A 17863-nucleotide genomic window follows, 5' to 3' on the forward strand; every position below is an offset into this window, starting at 1 on the left:
GGGGAACCGCCCATGGCGTCCACAGCGGCGTACGGCACATGGCCGTCACCGATCGACGCGGCCCTGGCCGCCTCGCACGACGGCAGGCCGGAGTACGTCGGCACCGTCGGCGACGAGGTGTGGTGGACGGAACCGCGTCCGGCGGAGGGCGGCCGCCGCGCCCTGGTCCGCCGCCGGGCCGACGGCACCACCACGACCGTGCTGCCCGAGCCCTGGAACCCGCGCAGCCAGGTCGTCGAGTACGGCGGGGTGCCCTGGGCCGGTGCCGCCCGCCCGCCCGGGGAAGGCGGCCCGCTCGCCGTCTTCGTGAACTTCGCCGACCAGCGGCTGTACGCGTACGCCCCGGACGGCTCGGAGCCGCCCCGGCCGCTCACCCCGGTCTCCGGCACCGGTGGCGGCCTGCGCTGGGTCGATCCGCACCTCCACCTGGACCGGGGCGCGCACGGCGAGGTCTGGTGCGTGCTGGAGGAGTTCACCGGCCCGGCCCCCACCGATGTGCGCCGGGTGATCGCCGCCGTACCGCTGGACGGCTCGGCCGCCGACGACCGCGCCGCCGTACGTGAACTCAGCGACGACCGGCACCGGTTCGTCACCGGTCCCAAGCTCTCCCACGACGGCCGCCGGGTCGCCTGGATCGCCTGGGACCACCCGCGGATGCCGTGGGAGGGCACGGTCGTGATGGTGGCCGAGGTCACCGCCGAGGGCACCTTCACGGGTGTGCGGCCGCTCGTCGGCGCCACGGACGAATCGGTCGTCCAGGTGGAGTGGGACCAGGACGGCACCCTGCTGTTCGTCTCGGACATCTCCGGCTGGTGGGAGCTCCAGCGGATCCGGCCGGACGCCGCGCCGGGAGCCGTCGTCCCCAGCAGCCGGCTTTGCCCCGGCCGGGGCGAGGAGTTCGGCGGGCCGCTGTGGAAGATCGGGCTGAGCTGGTTCCGGCCGCTGGACAGCGGACTGGTCGCCGTCCTGCACGGCCTGGGCGGCAAGCGCCTCGGCGTCCTCGACCCGGAGACCGGCGAACTGGTCGACGCGGTGGGTCCCTGGACCGAGTGGACCGAGACGCTCGCCACGCAGGACACCCGGGTCATCGGGATCGCCGCCAGCCCCGTCGGCGCGGCCGAGGTGGTCGAACTGGACACCGCGACCGGGCACACCCGGATCCTGGGGGCGCACCACGAGGACCCCGTGGACCCCGCGTACTACCCCGAGCCGCAGGTCCGCGTCTTCACCGGGCGGGACGGCCGGGAGGTCCACGCGCAGGTGTACCCGCCTCGCCACCCCGACCGCACGGGCCCCGAGGACGAACCGCCGCCGTACGTCGTGTGGGCCCATGGCGGTCCCACCGGACGCGCCCCGCTCGTACTCGACCTGGAGATCGCCTACTTCACCTCGCGGGGCATCGGCGTCGCCGAGGTGAACTACGGCGGCTCCACCGGCTACGGCCGCGCCTACCGCGAACGGCTGGCCGGGCAGTGGGGCGTCGTGGACGTGGAGGACTGCGCCGCCGTGGCCCTCGCCCTGGCCGAGGAGGGCACCGCCGACCGCGCCCGGCTGGCGATCCGGGGCGGCAGCGCCGGAGGCTGGACGACGGCCGCCTCCCTGACCGGCACGGACGTGTACGCCTGCGGGACGATCAGCTACCCCATCCTCGACCTCGAAGGCTGGGCGACCGGCGAGACGCACGACTTCGAATCGCGCTACCTCGAATCGCTCGTCGGACCCTACGCCGAGGTGCCCGAGCGCTACCGCGAACGCTCGCCGATCAACCGCACCGACCGGCTCACCGCGCCCTTCCTGCTGCTCCAGGGGCTCGACGACCCGATCTGCCCGCCCGCGCAGTGCGAGCGCTTCCTCGCCCGGATCGAGGGCCGGGGCATCCCGCACGCCTACCTCGCCTTCGCCGGGGAGAGCCACGGCTTCCGCCGCACGGACACTCTGGTCCGCGCGCTGGAGGCCGAACTCTCGCTGTACGCACAGGTGTTCGGCTTCGAGCGGACCGACGTCGCGGTCCTGGACCTCGGCCGGTGACCGTCCGTCCCCGGCCGCTCGCGCCCCTCACCCGGCCCGCCCGGCTGCGGCCCGGCGCCCGCGTGGCGGTCGTCGCCCCCAGCGGCCCGGTCCCCGCCGACCGGCTGGAGGCGGGTCTCGACCTGCTGCGCGCCTGGGGACTGGATCCCGTGGTGGGCCGTCATGTCCTTGATGTCCACGCTGAGTTGGGCCACCTCGCGGGCACGGACGAGAACCGCGCCCGGGACCTCCAGGAGGCCTGGTGCGACCCTTCCGTGGACGCGGTCCTGTGTGCCCGTGGCGGGTACGGCGCGCACCGGACGGTGGACCTGCTGGACTGGTCCGCGATCCGGGCGGCCGGGCCCAAGGTGTTCGTCGGGTACAGCGACATCACCGTGCTCCACGAGGCGCTCGCGCTGCGCGCCGGGTTCTCGACCCTGCACGGCCCGATGGTCGCCACCGAGGTCTTCCTGAAGGACACGGCCACCCAGGACGCCCTGCGCGCCACCCTGTTCGCGCCCGAATCGGTGCGGACGCTCGGCCTGGACGGGGCGGCGGCGCTGGTCCCCGGCCGGGCCCGGGGTCTCACCTACGGCGGCTGCGCCGGTCTGCTCGCCGCCGACGCGGGCACCCCGGGCGCCCGCGCCTCGGCCCACGGCGGACTGCTGATGGTGGAGGACGTCACGGAGGAGCCGTACCGGCTCGACGGCATCCTCACCCGGCTGCTGCGGACCGGCGCGCTCGACGGCGTGGCCGGGATCGCGTGCGGCTCCTGGGAGGGCTGCGGCCCCTATCCGGCGGTGCGGGCGGTGCTCGCCGACCGGCTCGGCCAACTGGGCGTCCCGGTCGTCGAGGAGCTGGGATTCGGGCACGGTCCCACGGCGCTGACGATCCCCTTCGGTGTACCGGCCGTGCTGGACGCCCCGGCGGACGGCGGGCGGTGCACGCTCACCACCGAGGTCCCCGCGCTGACCTGACGGCCCGTCGATCGTCGCTCCGACCTGAGGGTTCGTCACGCAAACCACCGATTCGTGCGTTGACAGTGACGTGATGCCTGTCACACCATGGTCGGGACTGTTCCTTACCAGTTGGTAAGGTGCTCTCGGCGTGGAGGTCCATGTGTCGCGTACTGTCTCCAGGTTCCGCAGCCCCCTCGCCTTCCTCGCCGGGGCGGCGCTCCTGGTCCCGCTCGCCCTGGCCGGCGCGGAACCGGCGGCGGCCGGAGAATTCCGGGTCACCGCACTGGAGTTCACGGTGCGGGCCGGTGACCGTTCCTGCACGGTCGACGCCGACCTCTACCGCCCGGCCGGTGCCGACGCGGAGCACCCCGCACCGGCGGTGCTCGCCACCAACGGCTTCGGCGGCAGCAAGTCGGACGGGACCACCGACGCGCTCGGCAGGGCGTTCGCCTCCCGTGGCTATGTCTCCCTCGTCTACTCGGGGCTCGGCTTCGGCCGGTCCGGGTGTCTGATCACCCTCGACGCCCCGGACATCGACGGGAAGGCGGCCTCCGGGCTCATCGACTTCCTCGCCGGGACACGCGCCGCCGACGACGGCACCACGGCCGACTACGTCCTCTCCGACGGCCCCGGCGACCCCCGCGTCGGCATGATCGGCGGCTCGTACGGCGGAGCCGTCCAGCTCGCCACCGCCGCCACCGACCACCGGGTGGACGCCCTGGTGCCGCTGGTCACCTGGAACGACCTCGGGTACGCGCTCGCGCCCAACGCCACCGACGCGCGCGACGGCGTCTCCTCCGGCACCCCCGGTGTCTTCAAGTGGCAGTGGACCAACGGGTTCTACCTGATCGGCGAGGGCCAGCCGCTCCTGGTCCCGAGCCTGGACCCGTCCCGGTTCAACCGCCTCACCTGCGCGCACTTCGCCACCCGGGCCTGCGATGCCATCCGTCTGCTGAACTCCGGCCGTTTCCCGGCCGACCGCACCCGGGAGACGCTGACGTATCTGCGGGGTGTCTCGCCCGCCTCCTATCTGACGGGTGTCACGGCCCCCACGCTCCTCGTCCAGGGGCAGGCCGACAGCCTGTTCAACCTCAACGAGGCCACCGCCACCTACCAGGCGCTGCTGGCGCGGGGCACCACGGCGAAGATGATCTGGCAGGCCTGGGGCCACAGCGGCGGCCATGTCCCCGGTGAACTGGACCTCGCCGCCGGCAATCTGGAGACCAGCTACGTCGGGCAGCGCGTCCTCGCCTGGTTCGACCGGTACCTGCGCCAGGACGAAGGCACCGACACCGGGCCCGCGTTCGCCTACTACCGTGACTGGGAGAGCGGCTACGGCACGGCCGCCACGGTCCCCGCGCCCTCCCGGACGCTCTACCTCTCCGGCGACGGCACTCTGGTGGACCGCCGCTCGGAGGTCGCCGCGGGCAGCCGCGCCTACACCAACCGGCCCCTGCCCACCAGCCACTCCGAGAGCTCCCTGGCCGGTCTCATCGGACTGAGGGACCCCGCGCCGTACGACACGAAGGGCACCTACCTCGGCTGGACCAGCACCCCGCTCACCGCCCCGCTGGACGTCGTGGGAGCCCCGAGGGCGACCCTGAGGGTCCACTCACCGGCGACCGAACGGGTCCAGGACAGCGGGGACGCGGCGGACCGGCTCGTCCTCTTCGCCAAGGTGTACGACGTGGCCCCCGACGGCACGCAGACGCTGGTGAACCGCCTGGTCGCGCCGGTGCGGGTGCCCGACGTCACCCGCCCCTTCACCGTCGAGCTGCCGGGCATCGTGCACCGGTACGGGACGGGGCACCGGCTGCGGTTCGTGATCGCGGGCAGCGACACGGCGTACTTCGGCAACCGGGGGCTCCGGACCGTCACCGTCATCAGCGCCCCGGGGGACACGGGCGTCCTGGAACTGCCGGTGACCGGCTGACCGTCACCCGTTCGGCGGCCCCGCACTGCCCGGGACGCGTGCGGGCGGGACCCTTGCGCCATGAGCCCCAAGGATGCCCCTCACCCGGACGCCCGGACCGCCGGCGCGTTCAGCCCCGCCCGGATCGCGGTGACGGTCCTGGCCGTGCTCGCGATCGTCTTCATCTGCGTGAACACGGAGGACGTCACCATCCGTGTGATCGTCCCGAAGGTCACGATGCCGCTCTGGGCGGCGCTGCTCGGGATGTTCGTGGTGGGCCTGCTCTGCGGCGGGTACGCGCTGCACCGCCGTCGCCGCCGGTAGCCGCCGGCTTCCCGCGCCGCCCCGGACCCGCCCCCGGGCCCAGCCGGTTTCCGGCCGATTCCGCCGCACGGGTTTGTCCGCCAGCCTTCACCCGGAGTGATGGACGCGCCCGGCGGCCATGGCGTGGCGCCGCCGTCCTTGCCTAGCGTGCGGGGAGAGCGCCATGCGCCGTGCGTGGCCCCCGGGGTGAGGACGACCGCATGACGCATGCCGTGAAGGGCCAGAAGTTCGGCACCCTGTTCACCTGGTTCGACCAGGACGGCGACGGGCAGCTGACACACGACGACATGCGGGGGACCGCCGCCGCGTTCGCGGAGGTGGCGGCGTGGGGCGACGAGGCCGACCTCGCGGCCATGCGCGACGCGTTCGGGCGGTGGTGGCGGCTCCTGCTCACGCACGGTGACGCGGACGGGGACGGGCGGGTCTCGCGGCAGGAGTTCATCACCGTCATGGAGCGTGAGGTCACCTCCCCCGAGCACTTCGAGGGTGCCGTCATGGCGATCATCGACGCGCTGATGAACGCCCTCGACACCGACCGTGACGGCGTCCTCAGCCGCGACGAGTACGTGCGCATGTACGACGCGCTGGGCATCCCGCCGCAGCGTTCCGGCGAGGCGTTCACCCGGCTGGATCTTGACGGGAACGGCGTGATCAGCCGCGAGGAGTTCCGCTCGGCCGTCTCCGACTTCTATCTCAGCACCGACCCGGACGCACCGGGCAGCCACCTGCTCGGTCCGGTCGGCCCGCCGGCCTGACCGGCCCGGCCCGCCGCCGGACCCCGGGTGCCCCGTTCCGCCGACGGAGGGAACGGGGCACCCGGGGCCGGCCGGGGTGGACCTCAGGCACCGGCCAGGCGCAGGTCGGCGCCGCCGGCGCGGAGTCCCTCGGCCGCCGCCTCGGCCAGCGAGCGGTCGGTGACGACGGTGTCGAAGGCGCTGAGCGGAGCCACCCGGAACTTCCCGAACGTCCCGTACTTCGACGACCCGGCGACCAGCACGCTGGACCCCGTGCACTCCATCGCCGCCTGCTTGACCTCCACCTTCGCCGCCGACGGGGTGGTCACCCCGCGCAGCAGGTCCCAGGAGCTGGTGCTGATGAAGGCGACGTCGAGGGCGAGCTGACGCAGTGTCGTGGCGGCGAGCCGCCCGACGCTCGACCGGTTGGACGGGTCCACCTGGCCGCCGATGTGTATGACGTCGAGGTGCGTGTACTCCATCAGGCGGTCCACGGTCGTGAAGTCGTTGGTGACGACCGTCAGCGACTCGTGGCGCGCGAGCAGCGGCACCATGGCCAACAGGGTCGTGCCCGCGTCCAGATAGACGGTCATGCCCTCCCGTACCAGCTCCGCGGCGGCCGCGGCCATGGCCTGTTTCTCCGGCTGCTCGATCAGGGCCTTCGCCTGGAAGCTGGGCTCGCTGTGCAGATGGCTCGCGATCCGCGCCCCGCCGGGCACGGAGAACACGAGCCCCCGGCGCTCCAGTTCGGCGATGTCGCGGCGGACGGTCATGTGGGACACGCCGAAGAGCTGGGTGATCTGCTGCACGCTCAGCACACCGTCGCGCCGCAGGTGCTTCAGCAGCAGCTCGCGTCGCTGATCGGGGATCAGGGGCAACTGCTCTTCTTCGGCCACCGCTTGTTCACCTTTCCTCACGCGGCCACCGCGGCCGCTGCTCGATTGTGCCGTTCCCACCGGCACCCTCCCAACCGGGCGCGGCTCAGGAGCCGACGAACGTGCTCAGCAGGAGCACTCCGCCCAGGCTGAGCAGCGACTGGAGGGAGAGCATCAGCGTCCAGGTACGGAAGGTCTGGGCCACCGAGAGCTGGTAGTACTCCTTGAACAGCCAGAACCCGGAGTCGTTGACGTGCGAGAGCATCACCGCGCCCGACGCCGTCGCCAGCACCAGCAGTTCGGGCGAGAGGCCCGGGTAGGCGCCGATCAGCGGGGCGACGATACCGGTGGCCGCCGCGGTGGCCACCGTCGCCGAGCCGAGGCAGATGCGCAGCAGCGCGGCGACCAGCCAGGCGAGCAGCAGCGGGGGTATGGACCAGTCCACCGCGTAGTCGGAGATCAGCTTGTCGATCCCGGTCGCGGTCAGCATCGCCTTGAGGCCGCCGCCGGCGCCGAGGATCAGGACGATCCCGCCGACCGGGCCGAGCCCCTTGCCCGCCATCTTCTGGAGCTGGTTCAGACCGAAGCCGGAGCGCAGACCCAGCGCGAAGAAGGCGAAGACCACCGCTGCCAGCAGCGATATGACGGAGGAGTCGCACGCCTCGAAGATCGCGTACGGGAGCGAGCCCTCGGCGGTGTTCGAGGTGCCCACGGTCCCGATCAGCATCAGGACGGGCGGCAGCAGCACGGTGATCAGCGCGAGGACGAACGAGGCCGGACGCTTGCGGTTCTCCGGCTCGGGGCTGCTCTCCGGGATGGGGCCCTTGTCCAGGTCCGGGGCCGGGCCGAACCAGCGTGAGGCGAACTTCGTCAGCAGCGGTCCGCTGACCACCGCGATCGGGATACCGATGATCAGGCCGTACATGATGGTCAGGCCGGTGTTCGCCCCGTACGCCGAGACGGCCAGGGTGGGGGAGGGATGCGGGGGGAGCAGGCCGTGCGAGATGTACAGACCGGCGGCGAGCGGCAGACCCACGTACAGCAGATGGGTGCCGGTGCGCTTGGCCACCGCGTACACCAGCGGCACCAGCATCACGAAGCTGACGTCGAAGAGGTGCGGCATCCCGATGAGCAGGGCGGCGGCCGTGATGGCCGTCGGGATCCACTTCACCGGGCGGGCGCCGATGAAGACCGTGGCGATCCGGTCGGCACCGCCGGAGCCGAGCAGGATGCCGCCGAGGATGGTGCCGAGCCCGATCGTGGGCCCGGTGCTCTTCAGCGCGTCGCCGAAGCCGTCCTGGAAGTGGCCGACGGTGTCGCCGGGCCCGAGGCCCGCGGCGAGTCCGAGGCCCAGGGCGGACAGGGCCAGCGCCAGGAAGGGGTGGAGCTTGGCCTTGGTGATCAGCAGGATCAGGACGACGACCGCGGCCGCGCCCAGCAGGAGGTTCTGGAGGTCGGCGCTCATCATCGGCTCGCGTGGGGATCGGAGGACTGGGTGGTGCGTGAGGCGCGCCCGGAGGTCCAGGCGCGCAGCAGCTCGGGGTGCGCGTCGGCGAGGTCGCCGAGCGTGATCAGGTCGCCGGCCCGGACGTCGCGCCCGAGGGCGGTGTGGGCGGCGAGGTACAGCGGGGCCGTGTCGGCGGGGGCGTCCTCGTCGCGGAGCAGGACGGCCTGGACACCGGTGACGTCGTGGTGGTGCCCGCCCATGTCCAGCACGGTGCCGGCGGGCAGGTCGCGCCGGGCACGGCCGGCGAGCACGGCGTGGGCCCGCGGGTCGGTCCCGCCGGACGGCCGTCCGTGGAGCACCGCGGACAGCAGCGAGACGGGGGTCTCGACGCCCATCAGGTGGTACGGGAGGTAGACCGCCGCGTACCGGCCGTCCCGGCTGACCACGTGGCCCTTGCCGCGCAGCGTCTCCCAGGTGACCGGGTCGCCGGTCCGTACGACGACGAAGACACCGCCCGCGAAGGAGGCCTCGTCGGGCAGCCGGAGCGCGCTGAACACATCGACGGCACCGGCGCGGTGCAGCACGCCGCCGTCCTCCCGCAGGGCGTAGACGTCGGCCAGCTCCGCGATCCGGGCGACCGGGTAGTGCAGTCGCTCGGTGTCCGGCCGGAAGCCGGTGTTCGTCGCCACGACCGCCATCTCGCAGTAGTCGGCGGTGGCGCCCGTGGGCAGGGCGGTCACGGCCGCGGCCCGCGCGGCGAGGGTGGCGCGCGGGTCGGAGCCGAGAGTGAGCAGCCCGGCCAGCTCCGGGGCGGGGACCGTGGTGTCCAGCTGGGTCACCGAGCCGGTTCCGGGGTCGAAGACGAGGTCGTACTCGCTGGACTTGCCGATCGCCACGATGTCCAGGCCGAGCAGCTCGGCCCAGGTCACCAGGGCGATGAGGTTGGCCGGCTGGTCGCCGTCGGCCGTGCTGTAGACGACGCCGTGGTCACGGGCCAGGTCGGCGAGGTGCAGCCCGGCGACGGAGTCGACCTCCTTGCTGACCATGGCGACGTGGCGGCCGGCGGTCAGCGCGGCACGGGCCATCGCGTATCCGTCGGCGGGGCTTCCGGTGGCCTCGACCAGGATGTCCCAGGGGGCGGCGGACAGCAGGGAGCCGTCCGCGACCAGGGCCACGGAGCCCTCCTCGACGGTGCGGGCGACCTCGTCGGGGCCGTCGCACACGCGCAGCCGCCCGGCGTCGTAGCCCAGCTCGACGAGCATCCCGCGCAGCCGCTCCACGTCACGGTCGCAGAGGACGGCGGGGGCCAGACGACCGATGCGCGGGGTCTGGGCGAGCAGGGTCCGGGCGAAGCCGCCGCCGGCCCCGGACAGCGCGTAGCGCACGGTCCGGTCGCCGGTACCGGCGAACAGGTGTTGCAAGTTCATGGACTCTCCTAGACGGGCGCACGGCTCGGTTCAACGGCTCCGGAGACGCGGTCTCGGCAACGGCACGAGCACCACACAGGGGAGCGTGTTAACAAGATGTACCAGCAGATTTCGTCTGCGTAAAGTCTGTTAACATTTTTTCACAGGCGGATCGCTGGGACACTCAGCCCGCCGGGACACTCCGCCCGGCACCGCACCCCCCCAACGCAAGGAGGTCCGATGCCGACCCTCGGGGCCATCGCCGACGACTTCACCGGAGCCACCGACCTCGCCACCATGCTCGTCGCCCGAGGGCACCGGACCGTGGTGACCGTCGGCACGGACGCCTTCTCCGACAGCGCGGGAAGCCGGACGGTGCGCGACGCGGACGCGGTGGTCGTCGCCCTCAAGTCGCGCACCGCACCCGTGGACGAAGCGGTCGGTACTTCGCTCACCGCCCTGCGCGCCCTGCGCGAGGCCGGCTGCGAGCGCTACTACTTCAAGTACTGCTCCACCTTCGACTCCACCCCCCGCGGCAACATCGGGCCGGTGACCGACGCGCTCCTCGCGGAGCTGGGCGAACGCCGTACGGTCGTCGTCCCCTCGTTCCCCGCCACCGGGCGCACCGTCGACCAGGGGCTCCTCCGCGTCCACGGGGAACTCCTGGAGGAGAGCCCCATGCGGCACCACCCGCTCACCCCCATGCGCGACTCCCACCTGGGCCGGCTCCTCACCCCGCAGACCGGCCACCCGGTCCGGCTCGTCGGCCTCGACACGGTACGGAAGGGGGCCGACGCCCTGCGGAGCGCCCTCGACGGCCCCGGCCTCGCGGACGCGCTCGTCGTCGTGGACGCGGTGAGCGACGAGGACCTGGTCACCGTCTGCGCGGCCACCGCGCACCTCACCCTGGTCACCGGCGCGGCGGGACTCGCCCTCGGCCTCACCGGCCCGCACACCGAGGCCGCCCGCGCCACCCCCGCCTCCGCCCCCGGCGACCCGGGTGTGGTCCTCTCCGGCAGCGCGTCCTTTGCCACCCGCGCCCAGGTCGCCCACGCCAGGACCCGGCTGCCGCACCGCAAGCTCGACCTGGCCGCCCTGCGCGCCGACTTCGCCGGCACGGTCGCGGAGCTCGTCGGCTTCGCGCGTCGCGCCTGGGACGACGACCCGGCGAAGCCACCGCTGATCTACGCCGTCGGCGACCTCGCCGACCTCGACGACTCCACGCCGCACGACGGCCCCGCCGCCTCCGAACTCGTCGAGCGGGCCCTCGCCGCCTGCGCCACCGGCCTCGTCGCCGCGGGCGCGCGCCGGCTCCTCGTGGCCGGCGGCGAGACCTCCGGAGCCGTCGTCACCGCCCTCGGCGTCCGCACCCTAGCCATCGGCGCGCCCATCGCGCCGGGTGTGACCTGGGCCCGCGCGGACGGACGCGCGCACGACCGGGAACACACCGTGGACCTCGCCCTCAAGTCCGGCAACTTCGGCGACACCGCCATCTTCACGGAAGCCTGGAGCGCGCTGGTATGAGTGACCCCCGCACCGACCTCGCCGCCGCCGGCGCCCGGCTCGCGGCACTCGGACTCAGCCCCGGCTCCTCCGGCAACCTCAGCGTCCGGACCGGGGACCGCGTCCTCATCACCCCCACCGGCGCCGACCTCGCCGCGATCGACCCCGACGGACTCAGCGAACTCGGCCTCGACGGCGTCCACCTCGCCGGACCGCGCCCGTCCAAGGAATTCCCCCTGCACAGCGCCTTCTACCGGCGGGACGCCACCACCCGTGCCGTCGTCCACCTGCACGCCCGGCACGCCACCGCCGTCTCCTGCCTTCCTCCCTGGTCACCGCGGAGCGCCGTACCCCCGCTCACGCCGTACTACGTGATGCGGGTCGGCCAGACCCCGCTGCTCCCGTACGCGCCGCCCGGCGACGCGGGCCAGGCCGAGGACATGGCCCGGCTGCCCTTCCCGTTCCGCGCCGCGCTCCTCCAGAACCACGGCCCGGTCCTCGCCGGCACCACCATGGCGCGCGCCGTCGAGGCGGCGGTGGAACTGGAGGAGGTGGCGGCCCTGCTCCTCACCCTGGGCGAGCGGCCCGCACGGCTGCTCACCCCCGAGGAGGCCGGGCAGCTCGCCCGGACGTACGACTCCCCCTGGGACGACCACCGCTGACGACCGGCGGCGCGGCGGCAGGGCGTGCGGGAGTGTCCCGTCCGCTCTGCCGCCGCGCCGCCCGGCCCCGCACCGCCGTCAGCCGGGCTCCCCGAGCAGTTCGCGGATCAGCGCGCCCACCTGGTCCGTCTCCAGCAGGAAGCCGTCGTGCCCGCTCGGCGACCCGATCACCCGTGCCCGGTCCGCGCCCGGCAGGGCCGCGGCCAGTTCCCGCTGCTGGGCGAGCGGGTAGAGGCGGTCCGAGTCCACCCCGGCCACCAGCGCGGGCATGCGCGCCGCGCGCAGGGCGGCCCGCACCCCGCCGCGCCCACGCCCCACGTCGTGCCCGTTCATCGCCTCGGTGAGGGCGATGTAGCTGCCCGCGTCGAAGCGCCGGGCCAGCTTGGCCGCGTGATGGTCCAGATAGGACTCGACCTGGAACCGGCCGCCCCGTTCCGGGCTCTCCCCGTCCTGGGCCTCGCGGCCGAAACGGGCCGTCAGTTCGGCCTCGCTCCGGTAGGTGACATGGGCGATCCGGCGGGCGATCCCGAGCCCCCGGTGGGGTCCCGCGCCGGCCGGGGCGTCGTGGTAGCGGCCCGCCCGCCACCCCGGATCGGTGCGGATGGCGGCGATCTGCGTGGTCCCCCAGGCGATCTGCTCGGCCGACGCGGCCGCCGGGCAGGCGAGCAGCAGCAGGGACCCGGTCCGCCCCGGATGGCAGGCCGCCCACTCCAGGGCCCGCATACCGCCCATGGACCCGCCGATGACGGCGGCCCATCGGCCGATCCCCAGCGCGTCGGCGAGCCGGACCTCGGCCGCGACCTGGTCGCGCTGGGTCAGCCGGGGGAAGGCGGGCCCCCAGGGCAGGCCACCGGGCCCCGGCGAGGACGGCCCCGTACTGCCCTGGCAGCCGCCCAGCACGTTCGGCGCGACGACGAACCACCGCCGGGTGTCCAGCGCCCGGCCCGGACCCACCACCGCGTCCCACCAGCCGGCCGTGGGATGGCCCGGACCGGCGGGGCCGGCCACATGGCTGTCCCCGGTGAGGGCATGCAGGACCAGCACCGCGTTCGAGCCGTCCGGCGCGAGCCGGCCCCACGTCTCGTACGCGATCCGTACCCCGGGCAGCGACTCGCCCGACTCCAGGACCAGGGGCGCGCCCGGCCCCAGCCACACGCGTCCGCCCGGTTCCCCGCCCTCCCGCCAGGCTCCGGTGGCCGGCGGGAGGGCGGAGACGTCCGTCACCGTCATGCCCCGGCCGCGCCCTTCGCCGCCCGGAACCCGGACTCCAGATCGGCCTTGAGGTCGTCGATGTGCTCCAGCCCGACCGACAGGCGCACGAGACCCGGGTCGGTCCCGGTCGCGGTGAGCTGCTCGGGGCCGAGCTGGCTGTGGGTGGTCGACGCGGGGTGGATGATCAGGCTGCGTACGTCACCGATGTTGGCGAGATGGCTGAACAGGCTCACCCCGTCGACGAACCGCCGCCCCGCCTCGACGCCGTCGCGCAGCTCGAAGGAGAGCACCGCGCCGGCCCCGCGCGGGAGGTAACGCCGGGCCGCCCCGCTCCAGCGGTTCGACTCCAGGCCCGCGTAGTGGACGGCGGAGACCTCGTCGCGGGCCTCCAGCCACTGGGCGAGGGCCAGCGCGTTGGACGTGTGGCGTTCGATCCGCAGGCTGAGCGTCTCCACGCCCTGGAGCAGCAGGAAGGCGGAGTGCGGGGAGAGCGCCGGGCCGAGGTCGCGCAGCAGTTGGACGCGGAGCTTCACCGCGAAGGCGCCGGGCCCCAGGTCCGGCCAGTAGCGCAGACCGTGGTAGCTGGGGTCGGGCTCACTGAAGTCCGGGAAGCGGTCGGCGTGCGCCCCGAAGTCGAAGGTGCCCGCGTCGACGACGACCCCGCCGATCGTTGTGCCGTGCCCGCCGAGGAACTTCGTCGCCGAGTGCACCACGATGTCGGCGCCGTGCTCCGCGGGCCGCAGCAGATAGGGCGTCGGCACGGTGTTGTCGGCGATCAGCGGCACCCCGGCCTCGTGGGCGACGTCGGCCACCGCCCGCACGTCGAGCACATTGCCGCGCGGGTTGCCCAGGGTCTCCGCGAACAACGCCTTGGTGTTCGGGCGCACGGCGGCGCGCCAGGCGTCCAGGTCGTCCGGGTCGTCGACGAACGACACCTCGATGCCCAGCCGCGGCAGGGTGTGCCGGAAGAGGTTGTAGGTGCCGCCGTAGAGCGAGGTGCTGGACACCACATGGTCGCCGGCCCGCGCCAGGGTCAGGATCGCGAGGGTCTCGGCGGCCTGTCCGGAGGCGACCGCGACGGCGGCCACACCGCCCTCCAGCGCCGCGATCCGCTGTTCCAGCACGTCCTGCGTCGGGTTGTGGATCCGGGTGTAGATGTTGCCGGGCCTGGCCAGCGAGAACAGGTCGGCCGCGTGCTGGGTGTCGTCGAAGACGAACGAGGTGGTCTGGTAGATCGGTGTGGCACGGGCCCCGGTCGTGGGATCGGGCGCGGCCCCGGCGTGGATCTGCCGCGTCTCGAACGACCACGCGGCCGCCTCGTCCCCGGGGGCGGCGTCGGCGGGCGTGTGGCCCGCGGTCACGGAGTCGATGGGCTGGCTCATGTGTTGACCTCGCACGGTTCGCTGGAGAAGCACCGCCACCGAACGGTTCCGGCGGCTCCCGAGGACGCTAGAGGCCGGCGGCCGGCCGTGTCAGTGTCCGGCCGTACGGGTTCACGAACCTGTAATACCCCCGCAATCTACGCGGGTCGCGCGGCCCCGGAACCCCGGCGCCCCTTGTAGTTGATCTTCATCGTGTCCATGTCGGTCACGGTGGAGCGCAGGGCGCTGTGGGGCAGGCCCCGGTCCCGCAGTGTCCGCTCGGCACGGTCCTCGGCGACGGCGGCGGCCATCTCGTCGCCGTCCTCCGGGTCGGAGACCACCACGTAACGGAAGCTGAAGTGCTTCAGCACCGCGTCATACGCGAGGGAGCCCTCCTCGGTGAACCGCATGGCGGTGAGCCCGTGTTCGTCCACCTCCGCCAGCAGGCGCTCCCGGTCCGGGCCGGTCAGGCCCTCCCAGGTGCCCCGCACGATCACCCGGTACGTGTGCCGCGTGCTCATCGTCCTGCCCGTCCTCTGCTTCCGGCCGTCGGGAAGTGAAGGGTACGGCGGCGAGGACCGGGCCGCTCCCGAATTTCGCGGGGCCCGGCGGGAAGGCCGTGCCTCCGCTACCTTGGGCCGGTGATCATCTGGGTGAACGGCGCCTTCGGCAGCGGCAAGACGACGCTTGTGGACGAACTGCACCGGCGGAGGCCCGACGCGCTGGTCTACGACCCCGAGCACACCGGGTTCGTCCTGCGGAACATCGTGAGGGAGCACACCGGAGACTTCCAGGACCTGCCGCTGTGGCGCAGCCAGGTCGTGGGCATGGCTCTCGACCTGGTGCGGGCATACGGACGACCGGTGCTGGCACCGATGACGCTGGTCGATCCCGGATACGCCGAGGAGATCTTCGGCGCCCTGGAGTCCGCCGGGACAACCGTCCACCACTTCTTCCTGGACGTGCCCGCGCACACGCTGGAGGCGCGGCTCGACGCGCGCACCGTCGTACCCGGGGACCCCGAGCGTGACGAGCGCGTCCGGCGGTGGGGCAAGGCGCAGATCCCCCGTTGCGTGGCCGCCGCGTCGGCCCTGCGGCCCGGCACCGTGCGCCTCGACGGCGAGCGCACCACCGGATCGCTGGCCGACGAGGTCATGGCCTACCTGAGTTGACGGGCCGTCAGGAAAAAGGGCCGTGTTCCGTCAGGCGGGGACGTTGCGGTCCACGTACTCGAAGACGGAGCCGTCCGGGTGCAGGGCGATCAGATTGCGGCCCGCCGGGGTGGGCACCGGCCCGGCGATCACCCTCGCCCCCACCCGGTTCAGCGCCGCGTGGGCCTCGTCCACGTCCTTCACGGCGATGGTCGCCGACACCTTGCGCAGCACGTCGATCTCCGCCGCCGGGCCGCTCATCAGCAGGAAGCAGCCGATCGCGGCCACCGAGACCCCGCCGCGCTCGAAGCGCAGGGCGGGGGTGCCGGTCAGGCCCTCGTAGAAGGCCACCGCGGCCTCCAGGTCGTCGACGCAGATACGCAGCGTGGTTCCCAGGATCTCCATGCCCACGAGGTTAGTTGGCCCCTCGCCGATGTGTGATCGATTCCGCCGTACGGCATCCTCGGGACCGTCGGCGCGGGGCCCTGGGGCGTGTGTCGACATACGAGGCCACTGTCCTCGTAGCGGCCGTCAGTCGCGGAGGTTCAGGTGGTGACGGCATGTTCGACGAACTGACCGCAGGCGCGGAACCCCAGGCGGCGGTACACGGGCTCACCGTCGGCCGACGCCTGCAGGACCGCGATGCCGTGATCCCGCTCGCGGGCGGCGTGAAGGGCCGCGAGCGTGATGGCTCCGCCGTAGCCGCGCCGCCGGTGGGCGGCCACGGTGGAGATGTTGTAGATGCCGGCGACTCCGGCGTGGTGAAACACCTCGGCGGAGCAGACCGGACGGTTCTCCACGTAGCCCACCAGGTACCGGGCCGGACAGGTGGCAGCCAGCGCCTGGGAAGCGGTCCGGGCGAAGAAGTCGCGGACGGTTTCCGCGGGTGGATTCCAGTTCGCGGCGAGGACCATGGCGTAGTCGGCGAGCTGTTCGGGCGTGGTCACCGTTCGGATGTCCAGACCCGGGACGGAGGGAATCGGCAGGGTGTCGTCCAGTTCGGCCCACATCGCCGTCTCGTGCTCGGAGACCGGCAGGCCGGCTGCCGTCAGCCGGACGGTGAGGTCTGTCGGTGTCGAGGCAGGCCCCACCCACCAGGAGAAACCGCGGCCGGTGTCCGCCAGTGTCCCGACGGTCTCGGAGATGCGGGCCGCGGCCTCGTCGGCGGTGAAGCGGGCCGCAGCGACGATGTTGAACGTGTCGTCGTCCAGGCCGCTGTCCGCGACCAGGAGGTCACCGGTCTCCGCGACGGTCGCACCGGACAAGCTCCGGTGCAGATGGCAGGCGTGTTCCGCCAGGTTCCGTTCCATCTTGTCCGTCAAGTCGGCTTCATCGAGAAAGTAATCATTCATAGGGATCGATACCAGCACGCCCGAGCGAAGACCGCACGTCATTTTAGGCGGTGCCGCGCCGACGGCCGGCACGTTCGATACCCGCCCTTGCCGGTCAGGGCCGGCACAGCACCTCGCCGTGCGGGACCATGAACCACGCGTCGGGCTCCTCGCCCCAGGCCCGCCAGGCGTCCGCGACCGCCGCGAGCTGTCCGGCCGTCGCGTGCCCGCCCTCCACCGCGCGCTCCGCGTACGCCGAAGCCGTCGTACGGTCCGCCCACAGCCCGCTCCACCAGGTCCGGTCCTCCCCGGCGTAGCACCAGGCCCCCGCGCTCGGGGTGATGTCGGAGAATCCCGCCCGCCTGGCCCAGGACAGCAGCCGGCGTCCGGCGTCCGGCTCGCCGCCGTTGGCGCGGGCGACCCGGCGGTAGAGATCCAGCCAGTCGGTCATCCCCGGCGCCGACGGGTACCAGGCCATCGCGGCGTAGTCGCTGTCACGCGCCGCGACGACTCCGCCCGGCCGGCACACCCGCCGCATCTCCCGGAGTGCCTGGACCGGATCCCCCACGTGCTGGAGCACCTGATGGGCGTGGACCACGTCGAAGGAGTCGTCGGGGAAGTCCAGGGCGTGGACATCGGCGACGGCGAACTCCACGTTGTCCAGCCCGCGTTCAGCCGCCACCTCGGCCGCCTGGCCGAGGATGCCGCTCCCCGTGTCCACCGCGGTCACCCGCCCCGGCGCCACCAGCGCGGCGAGGTCGGCGGTGATGGTGCCGGGGCCGCAACCGACGTCCAGCACCCGCAGCCCGGGGCGGAGTTCGTCCAGGAGGAAGGCCGCGGAGTTCGCGGCGGTGCGCCAGCGGTGCGAGCGCAGCACCGACTCGTGGTGGCCGTGCGTGTAGACGGCGGTTTCCCTGGACATGGCCGTACGTCCTCTCTCTCGCACCGTGCGCCGGAGCGGCTGCCGGTACGGTCACCG

At 73.3% G+C, this 17863-nt stretch carries 17 protein-coding genes; 8 read left to right on the plus strand and 9 right to left on the minus strand.

The window, feature by feature from the left end; all coding sequences use genetic code 11:
- Positions 1 to 12: 12 nt before the first annotated feature.
- The 5 genes from B9S64_RS28985 (at position 13) to B9S64_RS29005 (ending at position 5957) form a co-directional block, all read left to right on the plus strand.
- Positions 13 to 2028: a prolyl oligopeptidase family serine peptidase gene (locus B9S64_RS28985; RefSeq protein WP_103491165.1), complete on the plus strand. Its 2016-nt coding sequence runs from the start codon at positions 13 to 15 to the stop codon at positions 2026 to 2028.
- Entirely contained in the window at positions 2025 to 2984 is a 960-nt protein-coding gene (locus tag B9S64_RS28990) for an LD-carboxypeptidase (protein ID WP_103491164.1), read from the plus strand. The genes B9S64_RS28985 and B9S64_RS28990 overlap by 4 nt, the downstream gene beginning before the upstream one ends.
- A 142-nt stretch (positions 2985 to 3126) precedes the next feature.
- Positions 3127 to 4899: a CocE/NonD family hydrolase gene (locus tag B9S64_RS28995; RefSeq protein WP_258317590.1), complete on the plus strand. Its 1773-nt coding sequence runs from the start codon at positions 3127 to 3129 to the stop codon at positions 4897 to 4899.
- A gap of 60 nt (positions 4900 to 4959) precedes the next feature.
- Positions 4960 to 5202, plus strand: a complete 243-nt coding sequence (locus B9S64_RS29000; protein ID WP_103491162.1) for a LapA family protein — start codon at positions 4960 to 4962, stop codon at positions 5200 to 5202.
- 200 nt (positions 5203 to 5402) lie between these two features.
- Complete coding sequence (locus B9S64_RS29005) at positions 5403 to 5957, plus strand: EF-hand domain-containing protein (RefSeq protein WP_109492163.1); 555 nt, start codon at positions 5403 to 5405, stop codon at positions 5955 to 5957.
- Positions 5958 to 6040: 83 nt separating this feature from the next.
- Here the strand turns inward: B9S64_RS29005 and B9S64_RS29010 are convergent, their stop codons facing one another.
- The 3 genes from B9S64_RS29010 to B9S64_RS29020 all read right to left on the minus strand — a co-directional run bounded on the left by B9S64_RS29010 (position 6041) and on the right by B9S64_RS29020 (position 9685).
- Entirely contained in the window at positions 6041 to 6832 is a 792-nt protein-coding gene (locus B9S64_RS29010; RefSeq protein WP_103491161.1) for a DeoR/GlpR family DNA-binding transcription regulator, read from the minus strand.
- Positions 6833 to 6917: 85 nt separating this feature from the next.
- Positions 6918 to 8276 (minus strand): gluconate:H+ symporter, encoded by a 1359-nt coding sequence (locus B9S64_RS29015; protein WP_103491160.1) that lies wholly within the window; start codon positions 8274 to 8276, stop codon positions 6918 to 6920.
- Positions 8276 to 9685 (minus strand): homoserine dehydrogenase, encoded by a 1410-nt coding sequence (locus B9S64_RS29020; RefSeq protein WP_103491159.1) that lies wholly within the window; start codon positions 9683 to 9685, stop codon positions 8276 to 8278. Before B9S64_RS29020 ends, B9S64_RS29015 begins: the two co-directional genes overlap by 1 nt.
- A gap of 219 nt (positions 9686 to 9904) precedes the next feature.
- Here B9S64_RS29020 and otnK point away from each other — a divergent pair, with 219 nt between their 5' ends.
- Both otnK and B9S64_RS29030 read left to right on the plus strand, forming a co-directional pair.
- Positions 9905 to 11188 (plus strand): 3-oxo-tetronate kinase, encoded by a 1284-nt coding sequence (gene otnK / locus B9S64_RS29025; RefSeq protein ID WP_103491158.1) that lies wholly within the window; start codon positions 9905 to 9907, stop codon positions 11186 to 11188.
- A complete protein-coding gene (locus B9S64_RS29030; protein ID WP_103491157.1) occupies positions 11185 to 11829 on the plus strand; it encodes a class II aldolase/adducin family protein in 645 nt (214 codons plus the stop codon). Before otnK ends, B9S64_RS29030 begins: the two co-directional genes overlap by 4 nt.
- A 78-nt stretch (positions 11830 to 11907) precedes the next feature.
- Here B9S64_RS29030 and B9S64_RS29035 read toward each other — a convergent pair whose 3' ends face one another.
- From B9S64_RS29035 to B9S64_RS29045, 3 genes are all read right to left on the minus strand, one after another.
- Positions 11908 to 13059 (minus strand): homoserine O-acetyltransferase, encoded by a 1152-nt coding sequence (locus tag B9S64_RS29035; RefSeq protein WP_103491156.1) that lies wholly within the window; start codon positions 13057 to 13059, stop codon positions 11908 to 11910.
- Positions 13056 to 14423 (minus strand): bifunctional o-acetylhomoserine/o-acetylserine sulfhydrylase, encoded by a 1368-nt coding sequence (locus B9S64_RS29040; RefSeq protein WP_103491155.1) that lies wholly within the window; start codon positions 14421 to 14423, stop codon positions 13056 to 13058. The genes B9S64_RS29035 and B9S64_RS29040 overlap by 4 nt, the downstream gene beginning before the upstream one ends.
- A 137-nt stretch (positions 14424 to 14560) precedes the next feature.
- Entirely contained in the window at positions 14561 to 14923 is a 363-nt protein-coding gene (locus B9S64_RS29045; protein ID WP_103491154.1) for a DUF6204 family protein, read from the minus strand.
- 120 nt (positions 14924 to 15043) lie between these two features.
- Here B9S64_RS29045 and B9S64_RS29050 point away from each other — a divergent pair, with 120 nt between their 5' ends.
- Positions 15044 to 15574 carry an AAA family ATPase gene (locus B9S64_RS29050; RefSeq protein ID WP_103491153.1) on the plus strand — a complete coding sequence of 177 codons (531 nt, stop codon included), beginning with the start codon at positions 15044 to 15046 and terminating at the stop codon, positions 15572 to 15574.
- Positions 15575 to 15604: 30 nt separating this feature from the next.
- On the opposite strand, the gene B9S64_RS29055 is transcribed toward B9S64_RS29050, so the two are convergent.
- The 3 genes from B9S64_RS29055 to B9S64_RS29065 all read right to left on the minus strand — a co-directional run bounded on the left by B9S64_RS29055 (position 15605) and on the right by B9S64_RS29065 (position 17806).
- The gene (locus B9S64_RS29055; RefSeq protein WP_103491172.1) at positions 15605 to 15958 is read right to left on the minus strand and encodes a VOC family protein; all 354 of its coding nucleotides are present in this window, start codon (positions 15956 to 15958) and stop codon (positions 15605 to 15607) included.
- Between the two features lie 140 nt (positions 15959 to 16098).
- Entirely contained in the window at positions 16099 to 16863 is a 765-nt protein-coding gene (locus B9S64_RS29060; RefSeq protein ID WP_103491171.1) for a GNAT family N-acetyltransferase, read from the minus strand.
- Between the two features lie 136 nt (positions 16864 to 16999).
- Positions 17000 to 17806 (minus strand): methyltransferase domain-containing protein, encoded by an 807-nt coding sequence (locus B9S64_RS29065; protein WP_103491152.1) that lies wholly within the window; start codon positions 17804 to 17806, stop codon positions 17000 to 17002.
- Positions 17807 to 17863: the final 57 nt, after the last annotated feature.

Source organism: Streptomyces sp. SM18 (assembly GCF_002910775.2).
GTDB classification, from domain to species: Bacteria; Actinomycetota; Actinomycetes; order Streptomycetales; family Streptomycetaceae; genus Streptomyces; species Streptomyces halstedii.

Coding starts and splice junctions, on each gene's coding strand:
- B9S64_RS29000 (WP_103491162.1), top strand. CDS start 4,960: ATGAGCCCCAAGGATGCCCCTCACCCGGACGCCCGGACCGCCGGCGCG.
- B9S64_RS29015 (WP_103491160.1), bottom strand. CDS start 8,276: ATGAGCGCCGACCTCCAGAACCTCCTGCTGGGCGCGGCCGCGGTCGTC.
- B9S64_RS29065 (WP_103491152.1), bottom strand. CDS start 17,806: ATGTCCAGGGAAACCGCCGTCTACACGCACGGCCACCACGAGTCGGTG.
- otnK (WP_103491158.1), top strand. CDS start 9,905: ATGCCGACCCTCGGGGCCATCGCCGACGACTTCACCGGAGCCACCGAC.
- B9S64_RS29045 (WP_103491154.1), bottom strand. CDS start 14,923: ATGAGCACGCGGCACACGTACCGGGTGATCGTGCGGGGCACCTGGGAG.
- B9S64_RS29030 (WP_103491157.1), top strand. CDS start 11,185: ATGAGTGACCCCCGCACCGACCTCGCCGCCGCCGGCGCCCGGCTCGCG.
- B9S64_RS29040 (WP_103491155.1), bottom strand. CDS start 14,423: ATGAGCCAGCCCATCGACTCCGTGACCGCGGGCCACACGCCCGCCGAC.
- B9S64_RS29005 (WP_109492163.1), top strand. CDS start 5,403: ATGACGCATGCCGTGAAGGGCCAGAAGTTCGGCACCCTGTTCACCTGG.
- B9S64_RS29035 (WP_103491156.1), bottom strand. CDS start 13,059: ATGACGGTGACGGACGTCTCCGCCCTCCCGCCGGCCACCGGAGCCTGG.
- B9S64_RS29055 (WP_103491172.1), bottom strand. CDS start 15,958: ATGGAGATCCTGGGAACCACGCTGCGTATCTGCGTCGACGACCTGGAG.
- B9S64_RS28985 (WP_103491165.1), top strand. CDS start 13: ATGGCGTCCACAGCGGCGTACGGCACATGGCCGTCACCGATCGACGCG.
- B9S64_RS29060 (WP_103491171.1), bottom strand. CDS start 16,863: ATGGAACGGAACCTGGCGGAACACGCCTGCCATCTGCACCGGAGCTTG.
- B9S64_RS29020 (WP_103491159.1), bottom strand. CDS start 9,685: ATGAACTTGCAACACCTGTTCGCCGGTACCGGCGACCGGACCGTGCGC.